This is a genomic window from Streptomyces sp. NBC_01549 (assembly GCF_026339955.1).
Classification (GTDB): Bacteria; Actinomycetota; Actinomycetes; order Streptomycetales; family Streptomycetaceae; genus Streptomyces.
This window is the reverse complement of record NZ_JAPEPW010000001.1, coordinates 6763003-6785276: the sequence shown is the minus strand read 5'-3', so window position 1 is coordinate 6785276 and position 22274 is coordinate 6763003. Positions and strand designations below refer to the sequence as shown.

Annotated in this window: 16 protein-coding genes; 5 read left to right on the top strand and 11 right to left on the bottom strand. The window is 70.8% G+C overall.

Going from position 1 to position 22274, the window contains the following annotated elements:
- Position 1: 1 nt before the first annotated feature.
- Both OG819_RS30260 and OG819_RS30255 read right to left on the bottom strand, forming a co-directional pair.
- A complete protein-coding gene (locus tag OG819_RS30260) occupies positions 2-1882 on the bottom strand; it encodes a family 20 glycosylhydrolase (protein ID WP_266622354.1) in 1881 nt (626 codons plus the stop codon).
- Positions 1875-4214 (bottom strand): alpha-L-fucosidase, encoded by a 2340-nt coding sequence (locus OG819_RS30255; protein WP_266651747.1) that lies wholly within the window; start codon positions 4212-4214, stop codon positions 1875-1877. Before OG819_RS30255 ends, OG819_RS30260 begins: the two co-directional genes overlap by 8 nt.
- A 252-nt stretch (positions 4215-4466) precedes the next feature.
- Here OG819_RS30255 and OG819_RS30250 point away from each other — a divergent pair, with 252 nt between their 5' ends.
- The gene (locus OG819_RS30250; RefSeq protein WP_266651745.1) at positions 4467-5810 is read left to right on the top strand and encodes an amidase family protein; all 1344 of its coding nucleotides are present in this window, start codon (positions 4467-4469) and stop codon (positions 5808-5810) included.
- A gap of 33 nt (positions 5811-5843) precedes the next feature.
- On the opposite strand, the gene OG819_RS30245 is transcribed toward OG819_RS30250, so the two are convergent.
- Complete coding sequence (locus OG819_RS30245; protein WP_266417433.1) at positions 5844-6326, bottom strand: GNAT family N-acetyltransferase; 483 nt, start codon at positions 6324-6326, stop codon at positions 5844-5846.
- Positions 6327-6386: 60 nt separating this feature from the next.
- Positions 6387-6563: a hypothetical protein gene (locus OG819_RS30240; protein ID WP_266417431.1), complete on the bottom strand. Its 177-nt coding sequence runs from the start codon at positions 6561-6563 to the stop codon at positions 6387-6389.
- A gap of 563 nt (positions 6564-7126) precedes the next feature.
- Here OG819_RS30240 and OG819_RS30235 point away from each other — a divergent pair.
- The 3 genes from OG819_RS30235 to OG819_RS30225 all read left to right on the top strand — a co-directional run bounded on the left by OG819_RS30235 (position 7127) and on the right by OG819_RS30225 (position 9740).
- On the top strand, positions 7127-8353 hold the full coding sequence (locus tag OG819_RS30235; RefSeq protein ID WP_266622362.1) for a permease: 1227 nt from the start codon (positions 7127-7129) through the stop codon (positions 8351-8353).
- Between the two features lie 105 nt (positions 8354-8458).
- The gene (locus OG819_RS30230) at positions 8459-8914 is read left to right on the top strand and encodes a hypothetical protein (RefSeq protein WP_266622364.1); all 456 of its coding nucleotides are present in this window, start codon (positions 8459-8461) and stop codon (positions 8912-8914) included.
- Positions 8915-8939: 25 nt separating this feature from the next.
- The gene (locus tag OG819_RS30225) at positions 8940-9740 is read left to right on the top strand and encodes an SDR family oxidoreductase (protein ID WP_266651743.1); all 801 of its coding nucleotides are present in this window, start codon (positions 8940-8942) and stop codon (positions 9738-9740) included.
- 279 nt (positions 9741-10019) lie between these two features.
- Here the strand turns inward: OG819_RS30225 and OG819_RS30220 are convergent, their stop codons facing one another.
- The 6 genes from OG819_RS30220 to OG819_RS30195 all read right to left on the bottom strand — a co-directional run bounded on the left by OG819_RS30220 (position 10020) and on the right by OG819_RS30195 (position 19299).
- Positions 10020-11543, bottom strand: coding sequence for an SDR family NAD(P)-dependent oxidoreductase (locus OG819_RS30220; RefSeq protein WP_266651741.1), 1524 nt, complete (start codon positions 11541-11543; stop codon positions 10020-10022).
- Between the two features lie 126 nt (positions 11544-11669).
- A complete protein-coding gene (locus OG819_RS30215) occupies positions 11670-13001 on the bottom strand; it encodes a wax ester/triacylglycerol synthase family O-acyltransferase (protein WP_266651739.1) in 1332 nt (443 codons plus the stop codon).
- A 238-nt stretch (positions 13002-13239) separates the two neighbouring features.
- Positions 13240-15846, bottom strand: coding sequence for a PA14 domain-containing protein (locus tag OG819_RS30210; RefSeq protein WP_266651737.1), 2607 nt, complete (start codon positions 15844-15846; stop codon positions 13240-13242).
- A 175-nt stretch (positions 15847-16021) separates the two neighbouring features.
- Positions 16022-17242, bottom strand: a complete 1221-nt coding sequence (gene glgC / locus OG819_RS30205) for a glucose-1-phosphate adenylyltransferase (protein ID WP_266580408.1) — start codon at positions 17240-17242, stop codon at positions 16022-16024.
- Positions 17243-17322: 80 nt separating this feature from the next.
- Positions 17323-18474 (bottom strand): glycogen synthase, encoded by a 1152-nt coding sequence (glgA, locus tag OG819_RS30200; protein WP_266622373.1) that lies wholly within the window; start codon positions 18472-18474, stop codon positions 17323-17325.
- Positions 18475-18555: 81 nt separating this feature from the next.
- Positions 18556-19299, bottom strand: a complete 744-nt coding sequence (locus OG819_RS30195) for a (2Fe-2S)-binding protein (RefSeq protein ID WP_266651735.1) — start codon at positions 19297-19299, stop codon at positions 18556-18558.
- 228 nt (positions 19300-19527) lie between these two features.
- Between OG819_RS30195 and OG819_RS30190 the strand changes: the two genes are divergently transcribed.
- Entirely contained in the window at positions 19528-20868 is a 1341-nt protein-coding gene (locus OG819_RS30190) for a DMT family transporter (protein ID WP_266651733.1), read from the top strand.
- Here the strand turns inward: OG819_RS30190 and OG819_RS30185 are convergent.
- Entirely contained in the window at positions 20858-22057 is a 1200-nt protein-coding gene (locus OG819_RS30185) for a transglycosylase family protein (protein WP_266651731.1), read from the bottom strand. The genes OG819_RS30190 and OG819_RS30185 overlap by 11 nt on opposite strands.
- Positions 22058-22274 lie beyond the last annotated feature (217 nt).

Here is a 22274-nt window from a genome sequence, read left to right as displayed (position 1 = left end):
ATCAGTGGACGGTCAACGTCCAGACGGCCGACCGCTCTTGGTCCGGCGGGTACTGGAGGAGGCGCCCGTCGTCGGTCACGTGCACCGCCATCCGCGTGATCGCGTTGACGAGCCGGTATCCGCCGCCGTGCACCGGCTCAAGCTCCCAGCGCTGCAAGGTGTCCGCGGCGGCGCACCGCGACGCGGTCACCTCGACACCGGGGTCCAGGGGCACGTTCAGCGTGAGCTTTCCGCCGCTCACCTCCAGACAGCCGCCGCTCGTCGTGGACCGCAGGGTCACATAGCCGTCCGCGGTCCGCCGGACCTCGAGATCGCTGGTCGCGGCCCCGGCCCGGAAGGTGTACGACCCCTCGGGCACCGACACACGGGTCAGGTCCCGCCATCCGGGCGCGTGCCCCACCGCCGTACCGCGCGCGGTGAACTCGGCGTACGTCGGGTCGGGGTGTGCCGAACCCCAGGTGACCTGGGCGATGTGCCGCAGGGCCGGAACCATGACCGCCGCGACCTCGTTCTCGGTCTCCCCGCGCCCGTTGTCCGGCCAGAGGCTGATCTTCGCCCCGGTGACGCCCTCGTGTGAGGCGAGCTTCTCGCCCTCGAAACTGCGCGGATCCCAGCTCTGGTCGTACAGCGCCTTCGTGTCGGTGTGGAAGCCGCCGCGGACGAGGTAGAGGGAGTAGGCGGCGTTCATCAGCGGATAGCCCTGTGCGATGAGCCGGCTGGGCTTGGTCGTCACGTTCAGCCAGTGCTCGACCGTCGTACCGGCCGCGACCGGCACGGTGTTGGCGCCGGTGAGACCGTCGTTCCAGATGCGCAGTTTCTTGCCCTTGGCCGCCGCGTAGGCCCGCACGCGGTTGACGAAGTCGATGAACGCGTCCTGCGGGGTGGCGTTCGCCCCGTATCTGGCCCGTGCGTAGGCGAGGATCTGCGGATACTTGGCGAAGTCGGAGCCGAGCATGTACTCGTCGGCGCCCATGTGCCAGGACCCGGCCTTGAACACCTGCGCGTACTCGTCGATCAGGCTCGTGTAGTACGTGAAGGCCGCGTCCTGCGTGATGTCGAGCCGGGCGGGCTGCTTGGTGCCGTCGGCATCGGTGAGCTGGAGGTCCGGGCGGTTCTGGATCCAGGGGTCCATATGACCGGGCGAGTTGATCTCCGGGACGATCTCGACGTGGTACTTCTCGCCGAGGGCCACGAGCCGGCGTATCTCGTCCTTGGTGTAGTAGCCCCAGGTGTCGGCCTCGGGATGGGCGTCGCTCTTCACCTTCAGTTCGAGCAGCAGCTGGTTGAGCTTGTGGTACGCCATGTCGCGTACGAGGTTCTCCAGCCAGGCCGTCGAGATGTGGACGTAGCAGGCGCAGACGCCGACGCCGCGTTCCTTGTACTGGGGCACGTCGACCGTGCTCCCGCCGGGCACGCGGTCGCTCTGGGCGAGGAGCTGGAGGACGGTGCGGGTGCCGTAGAAGGCACCCGTCTCGGCGGCCGCGTTCACCGACAGACGTTCACCCGCCCGCAGTTCGTATCCCTCCGCGCCGAGCCGCGACGAGGACGGGTCGACGCCGATCACGATGTCGCCCGCGTGCGCACCCTCCCGTACGACGGGAACGGTGCCATGGCCCGCCACGCGCAGATCGTCGGCGAGAGTGTCCGCGACCCGGCGGGCCGCCGCGTCACTCGCGACGATACGGGAGCCCGGACCGAGGGAGTAACTGCCTTGTTCGGTTGTCCAGTTGGAGAGAGCGGGGACCGTGACGGGAGGCACCGCCGCCGCCCGCGCCGACGCCGGGACCGACGTCGCGAGCGTCAGCAGCAGCACCGCCGCGCAGCCGACGACCCTCCGCGCCCACCCTCTGCCAACAGATCGTGCGGCGCGTTGGTCAGCCATGCCACTCCACCTTGAACACCCACACGTACTGCCCCGCCTTGCGGGCCGCCTCCGGCACGTCGATGACCAGCGAGCCGCCGCTCACCGTCCAGGTCAGCGGCCGGTCGTGACCGAGCATCGTCACCTTGTCCCCGCCACGGATCGGCACCGGCGCCTCGACCGTGAGTCTGGCGCCGGGCGCGGTCAGCGAGTGGATGTAGAACGCCTCGTTCTGCCGGACCGTGAACCGCAGGTCCTCGCCGAGCTGCGCCATCCGCGACCAGTACGTGGTGTCGTAGATCGCCTCGCCGTTGGTCTTCAGCCAGCGGCCGGTCTCGCGCAGCCGGGTCTGCATGATCTCCGGGATGGTGCCGTCCGCGCGGGGGCCGATGTCCAGCAGGAAGTTGCCGTTCTTCGACACGATGTCGACGAGGCTCTGGACGACCTCCTCGGCGGTCATGTAGGCGGCGTCGGGCGTCGCCTTGTTGTAGCCGTAGCTGAAGGGATCGAGACCCCGGCTGGACTCCCACTTCGCGACGACCGTGTTCTCGTACGTCGTGTACTCGGGGGTGGTGAAGTCGTGGAAGCCGATGCCCGAACGGTTGTTGACGGTCACCTCGTACGGCTTGGGTCTGTTCTTGCCGTGGTTGAAGTACTCGGCGAGCACATGAAGGCTGTCGTTCACGCCGCCGATGTCGCACCAGATGAGGGACGGGTCGTAGCCGTGGATCAGTTCCAGCATCTGCGGGGCCTGATAGTCCTTCACATAGTCCTTGCCCGATGTGTATCCGGTGTACGGGAGCGGCTCCAGGGTGTACGGGTTGCGCGGGGCGTGGCCCATCCACGGGTTGTCCGGGTTGAACCACTCGGGCATGGAGAAGTACAGGCCGCGGTGCAGTTCGGGCGTGAACTTCTTCGAGGCGTCGAAGAGTTCGCGGATCAGATCGCGCTTCGGGCCCATCTTCACGGCGTTACGGTCGGAGACCTTGGTGTCCCACAGGGCGAAGCCCTCGTGGTGCTTGGAGGTGAGGACGTGGTACTGGGCTCCGGCGTCACGGAAGAGTTCCACCCAGGCCCGGGGGTCGAACTTCCGCGCCGTGAACATCGGGATGAAGTCGTCGTAGGCGAAGTTCTCGCCGTATGTGTCCCGGTGGTAGGCGTACACCGCGTTGTCCGGGCTCTGCAGATGGTTCCAGTACCACTCGGCGTACTGCTTGCCGACCGGTGACCAGGCGGGCACCGAGTAGACGCCCCAGTGGATGAAGATGCCGAACTTGGCGCGGTGGAACCAGTACGGGGCCTCGTGGCCGGCGAGAGAGTTCTCGGTGGGCTGGTAGTCCGGCACACCGAGGGTCAACTCACGGCTCGCGGAGGTGACTTGCTGCCCGCGTCCGGTGACGGTCACCGTTCCGGGCCGCGCGGTGCCTGGTGCCGTGCCCACGCGGTTGCGGATGCCGACCCGGACGCGCGCCTGCTCGCCGGGGTCGAGGCGGGTGAGGTGCGCGGGCTCGACGGTGCGGGCGCCCGGCACGTCGACGCCGACCGACACGCGGTCGCCGGCGAGGACGGCGAGCGTGCCCGCGTTGACGACGGTGGCCTCCACGCTCTGTGCGCCGCTCGACTCCAACAGGGAGAAGGTCGAGTGCGCGTCGCGCAGGACCAACGCCCGCCCCTGAGCTGCCGGTTGGAGGGAGAGGGCGAAGAGGTGGAGGGAGGCCTTGCCGGCCTCGGCGGGGTTGGTGGTCGGCAGGGTGAGGGCGACCGCCTCGCGCTGGGGGTCGATCCAGACTTCCGCCGTGCCGATCCCCACGCTGTGCTCGTCCTTCGTGCCGTCCGGCCGGTAGCGGTACGGGGCCGACAGCGACCCGCCCGTCGCGTACCAGTCCGCGCCGCCGAGCCCGGCGGTGGTCGTCGAGCCGTCGGCGTAGTGCACGGTGGCCCGGCCGGAGGCGTCGCCGTAGCTGCCCGCGGTGAGGAAGTGGGCCGAGAGATAGCGTCCGCTCGGGAGGTCGATGCGCTGGCCGAGGGCGACCAGGTTGTTCCGGGCCCCCGCGGCGGACGAAGGGAAGACGAACGCGATGCCGTCCACCTCGACGGGGCCCGCCGGGAGCTCCTCGCCGGGGAACGTGTACCCCGAGCCGTCGAAGTTGCCGCCGGGGGCGGCCGCGGTGTCGATGCCGTCGTTGTCGACGTACGCGTCGAGCGGCACGGGGATCGGATCGGGGACGGGAACCCACTGGCCGTGCTGCTCGACCGCCTGTCGGGCTTCGGCCGTGGCCGCGAGGGGAAGAGTGGCCGCGACGGCCACTCCGGCTGCGGCGCCCAGAACCTGACGTCTTGGATACGTGCTCATTGCGGCTCCAATTCATCGGATGTTTGATGATTGAGGCGCCACCAGATCCTGTCAATGGGGCGGGTAGGCAGAAGATTTGAGCAAGTGATCGGATGATCTGCGTCTCCCTGGAGATACCGGACAAGCCCGAGCGCAAAAGTCCAACAAGACCGGTCCGAATGTCCAAGGGCGGCGACTCTCGACGCGGCACCCCACCGGCGGGCACAGTGCTCCTCGTACTCACCAGTAATCCCCTGCCCCCGAGGAGCACCCGTGACCAGCTGGGCCGGCCGGACCGCCACCGAGATCGCCGCAGCCGTACGCGAGAAGCGGGCCACGCCCCGCCAGGTGGTGGCCGACCACCTCGCCCGCATCGAGCGGCTCGACGCACGCGTGGGTGCCTTCCGTGTCGTGCGGGCCGAGGCGGCGCTCGCGGCGGCCGACGAACTGGCCGGCCGCGCGGACCTGGCCGAACTCCCCCTCGCGGGAGTGCCCGTGGCCATCAAGGACAACCTCGCGGTGCGCGGCGAGTCGAACCGCAACGGCTCCGCCGCGACCGAGGACACCCCCGCCGACCACGACCATGTGACGGTGGCGCGGCTGCGCGCGGCGGGCGCGGTGGTCGTGGGTCTGACCAACGTGCCCGAACTCTGCGTCTTCGGCACCTCCGAGGGTGTGCACGGCACGGCCCGCAACCCCTGGGACACCTCGCGCACGGCCGGCGGCTCCTCAGGCGGCAGCGCGGCCGCGGTCGCCGCCGGGATGGTGCCGATCGCGCTGGGCAACGACGGGATGGGCTCACTGCGCATCCCGGCCGCCAACTGCGGCATCCTCGGGCTCAAGCCGGGCCATGACACGATCCCGGCGGGCATCGGTCACGGCGACTGGTTCGGCATGTCGGAGAACGGGCCGCTCGCGACCACGGTCGAGGACGCCCGTCTGATGTTCGGGGTCCTTGCGGACACCGAGGCGATACGCCCCTCGGGCAACCTCGTCCGCAAGGTGGCCGTCTCCGTGCGCAGTCCACTGCTCGGCGTGGCCGTCGGCCGCCCGTACGCGAACGCGGCCCGGGAGGCGGCGGAGTCGCTGGCGGGGGCGGGCCACCAGGTGCGGCCCGCCGACCCGCCGTACCCCTACTGGCTGGGCACCGCCGCGCTGACGCACTGGACGGCGGGCACCGCGGTGGACGCCGAGGACCTCGACCCGCGCCGGCTCGCCCGGCGGACCCGGGTGCACGCCGCCGTGGGACGCCGCTTCGTGGCCGGGGTACGCACGGGCGAGCGCCGCGAGCAGCTGCGCGGACGTCTGGAGCCGTTCTTCGCGGAGCACGACGTACTGCTCACCCCGGCGCTGGCCCGGCGGGGGCCGGCCGCCGCGCCGTGGCACCAGCGGGGCTGGCTGCGCAATGTGCTGGTCAACACGTCCTACTCGCCGCTGACGCCGCCCTGGAACCTCACCGGATGGCCCGCGATGGCGGTGCCGTTCGGGACGCTGCCGAGCGGGGCCCCGGCGGCTGTACAGCTGGTCGGGCGGCCCGGATCCGAGCTTGAACTCCTTGAGCTGGCGGGGCAGTTGGAGGAGCTGCGGCCGTGGCGGCGGACGGCACCACTGGGCTGAGGAGCGACGGCACGCCCAGGGAGCGCGGGGGCTTCACAGCGCCTTGTACATGATGTGCAGCCCCACCCGCCCGTGCCGGGGGTGCTCGTAGGCGTCCGGCACGGTGCCGAGGATCGTGAAGCCGAGCGCGGTCCACAGCGTGACGGCGGGATTGGTCTCCACGACGGCGTTGAAGACCATGCCCCGGTAGCCGTCGGCCTTCGCCGCGGCGAGGATGTGCTCGGCGAGGGCACGGCCGATACCGCGCCCGGCGTGGTCGGGGTCGACCATGAATCCGGCGTTGGCCACGCGAGAGGCGGGCCCGCCGTAGTTGGGGGTGACATAGGCCGAGCCGACGACCGCTCCGGTGGCGTCCTCGGCGACGTACACGCGCTTGCCCGGTGCCATCCACAGGGCCCGGGCCGCCTCCTGCGAGGTGCCCGGGTCCCAGGTGTACGTCTCACCAGCGGCGACGATCCGGTGCCAGAAAGGCCAGATCCGCGGCCAGTCGTCGGCCGCGGCTTCTCTGATCAGCATGGACGCGAGTCTGGCACGCCCATGCCGTCAGCGATCGCGATGAAGTCCCGCCGGGAGCGGTCAGTCCACGCTGGGCAGGATGTGGGGCTCGGCGAGGTCGTCCTCGTACCCCGCCAGGCGGATCGGGGCGGACCTGGCCCACACGTCGAGGCTGCCGAGCTTCTTCTCGGGCCGGCCGCCTCCGCGCTCCGTGCCTTCCTTGGGGCGCTGATCGCGATTCGTCTTCTCCGGTGTCACCGCGCACTCCTTATGTGTCGGGTCACCCTCGGGATGTACAGGGCCAGTCTGCTTCCGGTCGCCGGACATCCGCTCGGGTCTGAGTCGAAGGCAGTTAAGGACGCGGTGGCGCCGGTAACTCGTGTGAGAGCAGGCCGTGGTGACCGGCTGTCCCGGGACGGACCTTGGGTGTGGGTGGAAACCCTGCGGGCTGTCCGTCCGCTACAGGGTAACCAAATGAGCGGGCGCCCGCTCGATGGGGCTGAAAACACGAGGTAACCGTCGTGAGTCGATCAGCGTTCATCGGCCGCAGATCTGCGCCTATTTGATGATGTATCCCCTCTCGCGCGCCACTCGTTCGGCGTAGCGCCAGACCCTCCGTGACCAGGGCGGGAAGGGTCAACCCGCCACCCGGACAGGGGCGATGGACGGCCCCGCGGAGCTCGGGCTTCCCCTTGGGGCGGCCCCCCGAAGTCTTTGCGCAACCTTGAACCGGCGCGATCCGTCGGTCACCCTACGGAATTCGATACCCCTAGGGGGTATAGTCATGAGTCGGAGAAGCCGGACGGGAAAGAGTGAGGCCGATGCACGCGATCTTGCACGCACTGTCCATCACCGGGTCGATGACCTGGGAGATCACCTGGGCGCTGATTCTGGGGTTCGGCCTCTCCGCCGTCGTGCAGGCCGTGGTGCGCCGTGCGACGATCGTGCGGCTGCTCGGTGACGACCGGCCGCGGACCCTCGCACTGGCCGCGGGGCTCGGCGCGGCGTCCTCGTCGTGTTCGTACGCGGCCGTCGCGCTCGCCCGCTCACTGTTCCGCAAGGGCGCGAACTTCACCGCGGCGATGGCGTTCGAGATCGCCTCCACCAATCTGGTCGTCGAACTCGGCGTGATTCTGGCCCTGTTGATGGGCTGGCAGTTCACGGTCGCCGAATTCGTCGGCGGTCCGATCATGATCGTGGTGCTGGCCGTGCTCTTCCGGATCTTCCTGCGCGAGCGACTGCTGCGCGAGGCCCGGGAGCAGGCGGAGCGCGGGCTCGCCGGGTCGATGGAAGGGCATGCCGCGATGGACATGTCGATCCGGGCGGAGGGCTCGTTCGGACGGCGGTTGTTCTCGCGCGACGGCTACACCTCGGTCGCACACGTGTTCGTCATGGAGTGGGCGGCGATCCTGCGCGACCTGGTGATCGGCCTGCTGATCGCGGGCGCGATCGCGGCCTGGGTGCCCGACGCGTTCTGGCAGTCCCTCTTCCTCGACGGCCACCCGCTCGCCGCGAAGCTGATCGGCCCCCTGGTCGGCCCGCTCGTGGCGATCGCCTCGTTCGTCTGCTCCATCGGAAACGTGCCGCTGGCCGTCGTCCTGTGGAAGGGCGGGATCAGCTTCGGCGGTGTGGTCGCCTTCATCTTCGCCGACCTGCTGATCCTGCCGATCCTGAACATCTACCGGAAGTACTACGGGCTCCGGATGACCGGCTTCCTCCTGGCCACCTTCTACGCGGCCATGGTGCTCGCCGGATACGTCGTGGAGTTCCTCTTCGGCGGCCTCGGGCTCATCCCCGACCAGGGCGACGCGAAGATCCCCATGGAGGGTGTCTCCTGGAACTACACGACCTGGCTCAACATCGCCTTCCTGCTGCTGGCGGCGGCCCTGGTGTGGCGGTTCCTGCGCACGGGCGGCCGGGAGATGCTGCGGATGATGGGCGGGGCGCCGGAGCCGGAGGCTCACCACCATGGCGCACCGGCGCCGGAGGGTCACGGGCACGAACACGGGCACGGGGCTTCGGGGGCTGCGGGCCACGGGCACCATTGAACACGGCGCGCAGTTCAGGTCCCGTTGGCCGGTTCGCAAGGCGGCCATGATCTGCTGGGGCCCGGAAACGGCTTTTCCCGCGGGAGGACTCGGGAGGACTGACGCATGGAGCTGCGCGGCGTCGAGGAGCTGATGGATCTGCTGCACGCCTGCCGGGGCGCCCGGGACACCCCGGGCCGCTGTGGCGGCCGAGTCGATCTGCACGACCACGCCCTACAGACCGCCGCGCTCCTGCGCCGAAGTCGTCCCGCGGACAAGGAACTCCAGGTGGCGGGCCTGGTTCACGCGTTGGGACAGCTGCTGCGGCCCGCCGACACGACCGGGCACACGGACCTGGCGGCGGACCTGGTCCGGCCGCTGCTCGGCGAGCGGGTCTCCCGCCTCGTCCGCCACCACTGCGGCGGATACGCCCACGACGCGGAGACCGACGACGTGCTGAGCCTGCGCCACGCGCACGAGGCGGGCAGGGTCGTCGGCATCGACGCCGGGGTCCTGGAGGACTGGCGCACGGTGCTGGAGCTGGTAGCGGCACAGCACTCGCGGCTGGGGGCTGTTGACTGACGGTCCGTCATGAGACGGTACGCGGATGACGACGCCGTACGGCCTTGAGGGCAGGACCGCCATCGTCACCGGGGCTTCGCGCGGGATCGGGCTGGCCGTCGCCGAGGGGCTCGCCCGGGCGGGGGCGCGGGTGTGTGTGACGGCCCGGGACCCGGACGCGGTGGCCCGTGTCGCCGACCGGCTCGGCGGCGTCGGGCTCGCGGGCTCGGTGGCCGATCCGGCGCATCCGCGGGAGCTGACCGAGCTGGCGCTGCGGGAGTTCGGGCGCATCGACATCGTGGTGAACAACGCGGCGACCAACCAGCCGTACGGCCCGCTCATGGACGCCGATCCGGACCGCTGGCGCGAGGCGTTCACGGTCAACGTCGAGGCACCGCTGCGGCTGGTGCAGTGTGCCTGGCGGGCCTGGATGGGCGAGCACGGCGGCGCGGTCGTGAACGTGTGCACGGAGGGCGCCGGGCATGTGGGGCCGAACGTGGGGGCGTACGGCACGAGCAAGGCGGCCCTCCTGCACCTCACCCAGCAGCTCGCGGGCGAACTCGCCCCGAGAGTGCGGGTGAACTCCGTCTCCCCGGGGCTCGTCCGCACCGAGATGGCCCGGTTCGTCTGGCAGGACGCCGAGGACGAGCTCGGCGCCGGGCTCCCGCTGGGCCGGATCGGCCAGCCCGAGGACATCGCGCGGGCGGTGGTCTGGCTGGCCTCGGACGCGGCCGAGTGGATCACGGGCGCCGATCTGCTGGTGGACGGGGGAACCCGGGTCCGGGCCGCGCGCTCCCCCGCCGACACCGTCCACGAACGCCTACGGACCCGCGCGCCCGAAGCCTAAGGGCTGTCCCGTAATCCCCGGCGGGCGCACGACGACAGCTACGGCACCTCGCCGCGTTGTCGGATCGCCCGAATACGCCCAGTATGAGGACGACCCACCGCCTTGCGATGCACCGCATCTGACGCCGCGCGCTGATCCACCGGGGATTACGGGACAGCCCTTAGGCGGGTGCTGGAGCCTGCCCGGTTCCCGTCGGCTCCGGCCGCCTCCTGCCGAACTCCGCCGGCCTGGGACCACGACGGCCTGGACACCTTCACCCGTGAATGAGGGCGAGCGCGGTCACCACTTGCCGGGCGCGTAGTCCTTCATGAAGACGCCGTACAGCTCCTCGCCCTGCTCGCCGCGCACGATCGGGTCGTACACCCGGGCCGCGCCGTCGATCAGGTCCAGCGGGGCGTGGAAGCCCGCGTCGGCGAGGCGCATCTTGTCGGGGTGCGGGCGCTCGTCGGTGATCCAGCCGGTGTCGACGGCGGTCATCAGGATGCGGTCCTTCTCGAACATCTCCTGGGCGCTGGTGCGCGTGAGCATGTTCAGGGCGGCCTTGGCCATGTTGGTGTGCGGGTGGCCCGCGCCCTTGTAGCCGCGGTTGAAGACGCCCTCCATGGCGGAGACGTTCACGATGTACGTGCGCTCGGCCCCGGAGGCCGCCATCGCCGTCCGCAACCGGCTGATCAGGATGAAGGGGGCCGTCGAGTTGCAGAGCTGGACCTCCAGGAGCTCGACCGGCGTGACCTCCTCGACCGACTGGATCCAGCTGTTGGTGTCGTGCAGGTCGGGCACGAGCCCGCCCGCGTCGATGGCCGTACCGGCCGCGATCCGCTCCAGGGAGGCCGAGCCGGACACCAGGGCGAGGTCGGTGACGTCCTGCGCGGTCAGCGCGCCGCCCCCGGCTACCGGGAGCGCGGCCACCGCGCCGGAACCGAAGGTGCCGATCACCTCGGCGGGCGGCAGCTCACCGGCGGGCAGCGGGCCCGACTCGGCGGCGAGCAGCTCGCTGTAGGCCCCCGGGGAACGGCGGACGGTCTGGGCCGCGTTGTTGATCAGGATGTCGAGCGGGCCCTCGGCGGCGACCGAGTCGGCCAGGGCCACGACCTGCGCCGGGTCGCGCAGGTCGATGCCGACGATCTTCAGTCGGCCGATCCACTCGTCGCTGTCGGGCATGGCCTTGAAGCGCCGGATCGCGTCGTTCGGGAACCGCGTGGTGATGGTGGTGTGCGCGCCGTCACGCAGCAGCCTGAGCGCGATGTACATGCCGATCTTGGCGCGGCCGCCGGTGAGCAGCGCGCGCTTGCCGGTGAGGTCGGCGCGGGCGTCGCGGCGGGCGCGGTTCTCGGCGGCGCAGTCCTGGCAGAGCTGGTGGTAGAAGTAGTCGACCTCGACGTACCGCTTCTTGCAGATGTAGCAGGAACGCGGGCGCTGGAGTATCCCCGCGATCTCGCCGGCGTCGGTGACGGACGAGGGCAGGATGCCCTCGGTCTCGTCGTCGATGCGCTGGGCGGAGCCGGTCGCGGTGGCCTCGGTGACCGCCTTGTCGTGGGCGGTCTTGGCGGCCCGGCGCTCCTGGCGGCGGCGCTGCTTGACCGTGCGGTAGACGCCCGCGGTGGCGCGGCGCACGGCGATGGCGTCCGGGTGGTCGACGTCGATCTTGTCGAGCTCGTCGAGCACGCCGAGGCAGACGGCCAGCCGCTCCGGGTCGATGCCCGGTCCGTAGGAGACCGCCTCCCCGTCCACGGCAAAAGCCGCCCGGTCGTCCTCGGCCGTGTCCACGGCGAGAGCCGCCTGGCCGTCCTCTGTCACCGTCATCGCGTGTGCCGTTCCTCGGGTCTCGCGCCGCGCTCGAACCGCGCTCGCTTTCGAAGGCGGAATTTTACGGAGCAAGGGGGCAAGGCGCCAAACCCGAGATGATCAACGGTCCCCGGCGGGCCGTTCTCAGGCGCCGCAGGCGATGATCAGCGTCTCCACCTCCTCGGACAGTGCGCGGGCCAGCCGGTTCAGGTCCGGCACGGCCTGTGCGTCGGCGACGAGCCCGTAGTGGACCCGTCCGCGGTACGTCGACACGGCCACCGCCAGCGCCTGGCCGCGGGCCAGCGGGGCGAGCGGATAGACCTCGGCGAGCGGGCAGCCGCCGAGCTTCAGGCCGAGGCTGGGCAGCGGCACGCTGGTGACCAGGATGTCGAAGAGCAGCCGGGCCGCCTGGCCGACGACGGGGCCGCCGAGGCGGTGGCCGAGCGGCGGCACATGGTCGGCGAGCAGTGCGACGGCGCCCGCCCCCCGGTTGGGCCCCGCGTCCTTGTTGGCGTCCATGGCCGTACGCACCGAGCGGAGCCGGCCGAGCGGGTCCGGGTCGTCGACGGGAAGCCGTATCAGGTAACCGGAGAGCCGGTTGCCCTGAGGGTGCGCGGTGCGCGGGCGGCGCCTGGAGACGGGGATCAGGGCGCGGGGCGCGACTCCCTCGCTGCCGTCGCCGCGTTCGTCGAGCCAGTTGCGCAGGGCGCCCGCGACGACGGCGATCAGGACGTCGTTGACGGTGCCGCCGACGCTCTTGCGGACCCGGTGGACATCGTCGAGGTCGAGGGCCACGCCCGCGATCCGGCGGGTGCCGGTGGGCTGCGAGGTGAGGGCGGGCGAGGAGCGGGCGCCGAGGGTGGCGCGGGCGACCGAGCCGCCGATGTCGAGGGCGCGACCCAGGTCGGAGAGGGTGCCGCGGACCAGGTCGGGCAGCTTGCGGACGTCCGGGAAGAGTCCCCGGGGCGGCTCCGCGGGGCGCGGGCGGGGCTCGGGCAGGTCCAGTGGGTCCATGAGGGCTGCGGCGAGCATCAGCGCCCGCAGGCCGTCGGCCAGCGCGTGGTGGAACTTGAAGAACACGGCGAACGAGGTACCGTCCTCGCCGGGCAGGACGTGCGCCTCCCACGGGGGCCGGCCGCGCTGCAGCGGGCGTTCCATGAGATGGCCCGCGGCGGCGGGGAAGTTCGCGGTCGGCGCGTGCAGCCGGACGTGGTCGAGGGGTTCGAAGTCGGGCGCGGGTTCCCGGGCCGCGCTCCCGAAGCTGGGCGGGAAGGCGAAGGGCTGCCAGACGTCGCGGATCCGCATGCGCAACCCGGGTACCCCGGCCGCGCGGACCGCGAGCAGTTCGGCCGCGTGCGCGCCCGCGGTCGGCGAGTGCGCGGAGAAGACACCGAGGGCGCCGAGGTGCATCGGGTGCTGGGCGGACTCGATGTTCCAGAACGCCAGGTCGAGTGGTGCGAGGAGATCAGGAGTCAAAGGCTTGCTCTCGCGTCGACGACAGGGTGAGCAAGCAGTCAAACCCCGACAGGCGATTACGGTCAAGTACGATCAAGCTACGCTCAGTTAACAGCAGATTAAGTCCCGCCCCCGCGAAAGGGGCGGGACACAAGGGGCACGTGAGGTCGGATCAGGATAGGCGTCCCGGCCGCAGCACGCGCGCCGACGCGCGGCCGCGCGAATGACCTGTCGACGCCCTGTCGTACGGAGGGCGGTGTCAGGTTCCCGGGCAGCCCGCGGGGGTCGCCCGGGACGCGTCGGCGATCAGCGCCTCGTGCGCCGCCCTCAACCTCCCCACATCCGGCTTCACGACCTTGCGGTCGTAGGTGAGGAGCCCGTTCAGCTCGCCCTCCACGTCCGAGATCTGGGTGTAGACGGCGCCGTTGCTCCCGCGGCACGCGAGCGCCCGCACCTCGGCGAGGCGGGCGAGGTAGTCGTCGGTGTACGTCGACGGGTCCACGTCCACGTACGACTGCTGGACCGACCAGGCGTGCCCGGGTGCGGCCAGCCCCAGGCCCCCGTACTCGCCGCTGACGAGCGCGCGTCTGCCGTCGGGGGCCGGTGGCAGCGCGGGGCTCGGATAGCTGTGTTCGTCCATGATGTCGCCGGTGCCGCCGTCGGTCCCCAGGTTCAGCCCCGACATGCCGTTGACGAGCCGGGTCGGATCCCAGGCCTTGGCCTGGTCGGCGATGCGGCCCTCGTCGTACTGGCCCCAGCCCTCGTTGAAGGTCACCCACATCACGACCGAGGGACTGCTGATGTGCTGGTCGATCACCAGTCTCATCTCGCGCTCGTACTCGGCGCGGGCCGCGGCGCTCGGGTTCACCCCTGCGGTCATGGCGGGCATGTCCTGCCAGACCAGCAGGCCGAGGCGGTCCGCCCAGTAGAACCAGCGGTCGGGTTCCACCTTGATGTGCTTGCGTACCGCGTTGAAGCCCATCTCCTTGTGCATGCGCAGGTCGTACGCGAGGGCCTCGTCCGTCGGCGCGGTGTACAGACCGTCGGGCCAGAACCCCTGGTCGAGCGTGGCCATCATGAAGACGGGCTTGCCGTTGAGAACGGTGCGCGGGGTGCCGTCGACCTGCTCGACGGAGATCGAGCGCATCCCGAAGTAGCTGCCGACGCGGTCATGACCGACGCTCACCCTGAGGTCGTAGAGGAAGGGGTCGTCTGGTGACCACAGGCGCGGGTGGGCGATCTCCAGGGTCAGCGGCTGCCCGGTGCGCCCGGTGACGGTGGCGACCTTCCGCCCTCCCTCGTACGCCGTCGCCGTGACCGGCAGCCCGTCGCGCACGCCCTTCGGTTCCACGGTGAGCCGGCCGCCGTCGACGTCCGGGGTGAGCTTGAGCGCGTCGACGTGGTCCGGGGCGACCGGCTCCATCCACACCGTCTGCCAGATGCCGGAGGATGGTGTGTACCAGATCCCGCTGGGGTCGAGGCGCTGCTTGCCGAGCGGCGGGTTCTCGCCGGACGCGGCGTCGGTCGGGTCGTAGACGCCGACGATCAGTTCCTGGGTGCGGCCGGGCTTCAGCGCGTCGGTGACGTCGGCGCCGAACTTGTCGTAGCCGCCCCGGTGTTCGGCGACCTTGACCCCGTTGACGTACACCTCGGACTGCCAGTCGACGCCACCGAAGTTGAGCAGGAGCCGTTGGCCCGAGCCGATGCGCCAGTCGGCCGGGACGGTGAAGGTGCGGCGGTACCACATGCGGTCCTCGTGGCGTTCGACGCCGGACAGCTGGGACTCCACCGGGTACGGGACGAGGATGTGCTCGCCGAGCGTCTTCCCGACCGGGGGCCGCTCCCCCGCGGTGGCGGCGGCGAACTGCCAGCGCCCGTTGAGGTTCCGCCAGGCGTCACGCGTGAGCTGGGGGCGGGGGTATTCCGGCAGCGCGTTGTCCGGCCCGACCTCGTCGGCCCACTTGGTGCGCAGCTCGTACGTGGAGCGGTTGGGGCCGCTGCTCCAGAAGGCGCCGATCGCCTTGCCGTCGCCCGCGGCGGCGAGGCCGCCGGTGCCGTCGTAGCGCAGGTCGGCGGTGCCGCGTGCGGTGCCGGTCTTGTCGCCGACGACGGGTTCCTTGAGCGTGACGAGCAGGGACCTGGGGTCGGATGGATCCAACTCGGCATCCCCCAGGGGCCACTTGGCTCCGCCGATCACGGCTTGGAGGTGGTCGACGACGCCGGCCGGGGGCGCGGACAGCTCCCGCGCGAAGTCGAGCTTGAGGGTGCGGCCGTCCGGCCGCACGGTGGTCGCGAGGGCGCCGTCGTAGTCGTAGCCGTCGGGCAGCAGGAACGCCGACTGCGGGATCGTCACCTTGCCGCCTCCCGGTTCGGTCCAGCGCAGATGGAGGTTGGATCCTCCGTAGTGCTCGAAGTACTCGAGCTTGAAGTCATAGGCGTGACCCGCCGTCAGCTCGATGGGCTCGGAGGTCTGTTCGCGGTCCCAGTCGTCCACCCAGTGGTCGATGACGGGCCTGCCGTCGATCCAGAGGCGGAAACCGTTGTCGCCGATGATCGAGAAGGTGGTGGGTCCGCTCTTCTGCGGTACGAGTCTGCCGGTCCAGCGGACGCTGACATCGTTGTCCTGACCCGTGGTGAAACGCAGCCGGGGTTCCAGGTCGTCGAAGTCGAGTTGCGGGTCGAAGCCGGTGGCCTTGAGTTCGTGGAAGTCGAAGGCGCCTGGGGCGGACTGGGTGTAGTACTCGCCTTTCAGGCCGTGGACGGCGACGGGGTCGTCGGCCGCGGCGGGCACGGAGGCGAGTCCCGCGGCGCCGAGGGTCACGGCGAGCAATAACGCGAGTCGTTCTCTGAGTTGTCCGAAACGCACGGATCCTCCTCGTCGAGGACGGGTGTGGGACGGGTGGCGCGGCTCTTGCTCAGGTGGAACAACGTTGTCAGCAGCCGTTGGCATGACAGCACGGGTTCCACTTTCTGTCCAGGGACATGACGACGGCCCCGTGGCGCACGGGCGCACCGGGGCCGTCGTCCGTCACCGCCGGCCGCTACGACACGATCCGGCCCTTCCCCAGTGCGATCACCCCGCCCTTGGAGACCGTGTAGAGATCCGCGTCCCGCTCGGGGTTGACGCCGATCGTCGCACCCGGCGGCACCTCGACGTTCTTGTCGAGGACCGCGCCCCGCACCACCGCGCCCCGCCCTATGTGGACGTTGTCGTGCAGGATCGAGCCCTGGACGACGGCTCCCGGGTCGACCACGACACCCGGCGAGAGCACGGACCGCGTGACCTGCCCCCGGATCAGACTGCCCGCGCTGACGATCGACTCGCCGGCGATGCCCCCGGCGTTGAATCTCGCCGGGGAGAGCTGCCCGGAACTGGTGTAGATGGGCCAGCTGCGGTTGTAGAGGTTGAAGGCGGGGCGTTCGGCGATCAGGTCCATGTGGGCGTCGTAGTAGGCGTCGAGGGTGCCCACGTCACGCCAGTAGCCCTGGTCTCGGGTGGTCTCACCGGGCACGTGGTTGTCGCTGAAGTCGTAGAGCTGCGCCTCGCCCCGGTCGGTGAGCATGGGCAGAATCGATCCGCCCATGTCGTGCACCGAGTGCGCGTCCTCGGCGTCCCGCTGGAGCGCCTCCACCAGAGCCTTGGTGGTGAAGATGTAGTTGCCCATCGAGGCGAAGACGCACTCGGGGTCGTCTGGCAGGCCCGGCGGGTCGGCGGGCTTCTCCAGGAAGCCCTGCACGGTCTGTCCGTCGGAGCCGGGGCTGATGACCCCGAAGGAGGAGGACTCGGCGCGCGGCACTCGTATCCCGGCCACCGTCACACCCGCACCGCCCTCGATGTGCTGGGCCAGCATCTGCCGCGGGTCCATGCGGTAGACGTGGTCGGCGCCGAACACCGCGATGTAGTCGGGCCGTTCGTCGTGCACGAGGTTGAGGGACTGCAGGATCGCGTCCGCGCTGCCCAGGTACCAGCGCGGGCCGAGCCGCTGCTGGGCCGGGACCGGTGTGACGTAGTTGCCGAGCAGGCTCGACATCCGCCAGGTCGTGGTCACATGGCGGTCCAGGGAGTGCGACTTGTACTGCGTCAGGACGCAGATGCGCAGGATGTCGGCGTTGACGAGATTGGAGAGCACGAAGTCCACCAGGCGGTACGTCCCGCCGAAGGTGACCGCGGGTTTCGCGCGGTCCGCGGTGAGGGGCATGAGCCGTTTGCCCTCTCCACCCGCAAGTACGATTCCCAGCACCGAAGGTCCACCGCGCCGCATGCCGCCGCCCCTCTAAGCCCGGTCGAGCCGCGCCCGCTGTGCCGGGCCGGCCCCGTCGCTGAACTACACCTGTCCGATGGTTACCCCGGTTTGAGGACTTCCTCGTAAAGCTGGACGGTCCGCCGGGCCACCGCGTCCCATCCGAACTCCCTTACCGCGCGCTCCCGTCCGGCCTCGCCCATCCGCCGGGCGGCCTGGGGGTCGGCGAGCACGGAGTCGAGGGCGAGCGCCAGACCCGCCTCGAAGTTCTCCTCGACCGGCACCAGAACACCCGTCACACCGTCCTCGACCACCTCGGGTATCCCACCGACCCGGGACGCCACCACGGCCGTTCCGCAGGCCATCGCCTCCAGGTTGACGATGCCGAGCGGCTCGTACACCGAGGGGCAGACGAAGACGGCGGCGTGCGTGAGGAGTTGGACGACGTCCGGCCGGGGCAGCATCTGCGGGATCCAGTGCAGCCCCTGGCGTACGCCACTCAGTTCCTGGAACAGGTCACGGAACTCCCGGTCGATCTCGGGGGTGTCGGGGGCGCCCGCGCACAGCACCACCTGGACGGCCGGATCGATGTCCCGTACCGCGCGCAGCAGGTGGGGCACGCCCTTCTGGCGGGTGATGCGGCCGACGAACAGCACGTAGGGGCGGGCGGTGTCGATGCCGAGGCGCTCGAGGACGTCCGTGCCGTGGTCCGGCTGGTAGAGGGCGGTGTCGATGCCGTTGTGCACGACGCGCACCTTGGCCGGATCCAGGGCGGGATAGCAGGTGAGGATGTCCTCCCGCATGGCGCCGGAGACGGCGATGACGGTGTCGGCGGCCTCGATGGCGGTGCGCTCGGCCCAGCTGGACAGGGCGTAGCCGCCGCCGAGCTGCTCGGCCTTCCAGGGGCGCAGCGGCTCCAGGGAGTGGGCGGTCATGATGTGCGGGATGCCGTACAGAAGCTTGCCGAAGTGGCCGGCCAGGTTGGCGTACCAGGTGTGCGAGTGGACGAGTTCGCGGCCTTCGACGGCGGCGGCCATGGCGAGGTCCACGGAGAACGTGCGCAGCGCGTCGTTGGCGCCGTCGAGCGAGGACCAGGACCGGTGGCGTACGACGCCGCCCGCGGCGCCCTCGCCCCAGCAGTGCACGTCCAGGTCCGTGAGGGTCCGCAACTCCCGTGCGAGGAACTCTACATGGACGCCCGCGCCGCCGTACACGTCCGGCGGGTACTCCCGGGTCAGCAGTCCCACTCGCACGCAGAGCCCCCCGTCGTACCGGATACCGGCTGGTGCCCTTCATGGTCACCCAGAAGGGACGCCTGGGGAAGACCGCCGTTCTCAGCGGCGGCCCGGGGCTCTGCCCCGCGTCCGCTCCGGCGGGCGGTCGAAGCAGCAGTCGCCGCAGAGGCCGCCGCCGGGGAGGCGGTAGTAGAGGCAGCAGCTGCGGCGGCGCAGGGTCCGGGGGTCGACGGTCGCGGACAGGTCGGGATGCGTGAACAGGTCGGCGGCAAGGGCCCGGGCCCGATCGGCCACGTCCGTACGGCCGTTGACCTCGGCCCAGCGGTGCAGCTGACGCCAGGCACCCGCGAGCGCCGAGCCCGCGTTCCCCCACAACAGGGCCTCCGACATGCGGTATCGGGAGCGCAGAGCCGTCGCCAGCGGGGCGAGGTGGCCGTCTCGTACGACCTCTCCTATCGCCGCCACGGGCAGGGCGCGTACCTCGGACAGCCACAGGTCGTCCGGAGCGCTGCCGTCCGGATCCCACCGCAGCAGTCCTGGATCGAGGTCGGGCAGCCGCCCGTACAGCGCGGCGGCACCGAGCGAGACCGACCACAGACGGGCCGCGAGGCCCTGCTGCGCCACCGAGACCGCGATCCGGGCCTCGGGCGCCCGCAGGCTCGCCGAGACCTTCCGGACGCGAAAATTCAGAGGATCCGACGAAACATCTCTGGGATCATCGTCCCGGGGGGACGCGTACGCCTGTGCGAGCGTCGGCAGCGGGGCGCGCGGCGGTACGCCGGTGCGTAGTACGAAGAAGCCGCCGAGCGAGCCGAGCGCCGCGAGTTCCGGATCGAGGTCCACGAAAACCAGTAGTACCAAGCCCCCTAGGGGTTCTCACCGGAGGGTCTCCTCCTCATGTCGCCCACCCAGGGGAGGACATGGGGCGAGTCGTACTCCATCGGCAGTACGACTCATTGCCTGCTCAGGTACGACGACGTGAAGGGATGCGCGAGGCATCGTAGTGAGTATGAAGGCCGACCGTTCGCCGCGCCGGGCACAGCGCCCCCGCCGCACGCAGAGGAGGGACTCATGAGCGCGCTCGCGCTGTCCGTCCTGCTCTCGTTCGTCTCCGCCGTTGCGTACGCGGGCGGCGCGATCGTCCAGGAGCAGGTCGCGCTGACCTCTCCCGACCAGACGTACGCGCCGCTGCGCCGGCCGAGTTGGTGGGCGGCCGTCGCTCTGAACGGTCTGGGTGGGGTGCTGCACGTGGTGGCGCTCGCTTACGGCCCGCTGAGCCTGGTGCAGCCGCTGGGCGCGCTGACCATCGTGTTCGCGCTCCCCATGGCGGCCGTCTTCGTCGGCCGCAGGGCCGGGGCGACCGCCTGGCGCGGCGCGATCATGGCGACGGTGGGGCTCGCGGTCCTGCTCGCGCTGGTCGGCTCGGCCGATTCGCAGTCCCTGAGCACCGCTCAGCGCACGGTCCTGGCCGTGGTGTCCGGTGGCGCGGTGGTGGCGTTCATGGTGGCGGGACGCGCCGCGCACCGGCACCCGGCCGTGCGCAGCGTGATGCTCGCGGTGGGCGCGGGCATAGCCTTCAGCATGTCCTCGGTGTTCACCAAGACCGTCGCGGTGGACTGGTCGCACCAGGTGTCGCTCTCCGACCTGCCCAGCCTCGCCCTCATAGGCGTCTTCGCGACGGCCGGGATGATGCTGTCGCAGGCCTCCTACCGGGGCGGCGGACTCGCGGCGCCGCTGGCCACGCTGACGGTCGTCAACCCCGTCGTGGCCGCCGCCGTCGGCATCACGATGTTCGGCGAGACCTTCCGCTACGGCGAGACGGGCACCGTGCTCGCGCTGGCCTGCGGAGTCGTCGCGGCGGGCGGTCTGATCCTGCTCACGACCGAGCAGATCGGCAGCGCCCGGCACACCGCCGAGGTCGCGGCACCCGCCGCCGCGGTGGCCGAGCCCGAGCCGGAACCGGCCACGCCGGACTCCGCGTTCGAGGCACTGCTGCTCACCGCGCTGCCGGAGCAGTCCACGGGACCGGTCCACGAGGCCGCGACGGTCGCGGACCGCGGGGAAGCGTTGGTGGGTCTCGGGGAGGCGTTCGGCTCGGATCTCGGGGAGGCGTTCGGCGCGGGTCTCGAAGATGGGTTCGGCGCGGCTGTCGGAGACGGATTCGGCGCGGGTCTCGAAGATGGGTTCGGCGCGAGTCTCGGAGACGGATTCGGCGCCGACCGCGGCGAGGACGTCTTCGTACCGGCTCCGGTGACGGTGGGGGCCGCGGAGAGCGCGTCCGGCTCTTCCGACTCGCTCGAGTCGTCCGAGGAGGACGCGCCGCCCCCGCTGGCCTATTTCGGACCCCTGTGCGGGCCCTACGTGGTGGCGACACCCCTCCTGGACCACCACCGCACACGCGTCAAATCCTGAGGCCGCCCGCCCTCAGATAGGCGACCGGGTCGATGTCCGTACCGAAACCGGGTCCCGTCCGCACCTCGAAGTGCAGATGCGGGCCCGTGCTGTTGCCTGTGGAGCCGGAGCGGCCGATGCGCTGTCCGCCGACCACGCTCTGCCCGTCCTTCACCGAGATCGCCGACAGATGGGCGTACTGGGTGTACCGGCCGTCGGCGTGCCGGATCACCACCTGGTAACCGAACGAGCCGCCCCAACCCGCGCTGACGATCTGGCCCGCGGCGACCGCCTTCACGGAGGTGCCGGTGGGCACGGGGAAGTCGACGCCCGTGTGGTAGCCCTTCGACCAGGACGCCCCGGCGGCGCGGTAGGGCGTGCCGGTCGCGGCGTGCACGGGGGCGACGAGCGTGTCGGTCTTCTTGGCGGTGTCCGAGGACGTCTTGTGCGAGGACGTCTTGTGCGAAGAGGTCTTGCCGGAGGTCTTCGCCTTCTTCGACGTGGACGAGGGAGTGCTCTCGGTGTGTACCGGCGTCTGGCCCTTGCCCCGCAGGTTCAGCCGCTGGCCGGGGAGGATCAGGTCCGGGTCGGAGCCGACGGTCGCGCGGTTCGCGTCGTACAACCCCTGCCAGCCGCCCTGTACGTGGCGGGATCCCGCTATGCCGGAGAGTGTGTCGCCGTGGACCACGGTGTACATCTCGGCGGTCCCGGCCCGCGACTGGGGCGTGGTCTGCGGCTGGACGTCGCGAACGGAGCGCTTACCGGTCCGGGGCGAGGTGCCGGACTCGGTGCCGGTCCGCTCGGCTGCCGGGGCGATGTCGGGAGTGCCTGCGCCCCTGGTGAGACCGGCGCGCACCGAACAGACCGGCCAGGCACCGGGCCCCTGGCCCTTGAGTACCTTCTCGGCGATGGCGATCTGCTGGTCCTTGGTGGCCTGATCCGCGCGCTGGGCGTAGACCTGACCCCCGTACGCCTCCCAGGTGGACTGGGTGAACTGCAGTCCGCCGTAGTAGCCGTTGCCGGTGTTGATGCTCCAGTTGTCGGTGGACTCGCAGGCGGCGACCTTGTTCCAGGTGTCCACGTCGGCCGCGTGCGCGACGCTGGTGCCGATCAGCGGGAGTGCCATTCCGGCGCCGCCCGCCGTGACGGTGAGTGAGGCGCGGTTGATCCTGTTCGGCTGATACCGGCGGTGCCGACCGCGTACGGCCATGTGGGAGCCCCCTCGACATGCGTCAGGAGCGGCAAAAGTAAACGCCGCGAACAGGCCATGACAAGAGCGCAATCGGCCGTGCTGTGCGCCCCGGGCGCCGCCCCGCCGCCCGGGGCGCACGGCGGGTCGTTCCTCTGCGTACCCCTCACCGACGCGTCAGGATGGCCGGAGGAATACTGACGAACAGGAACGGCAGAACCACCGACAGCAGCGACAC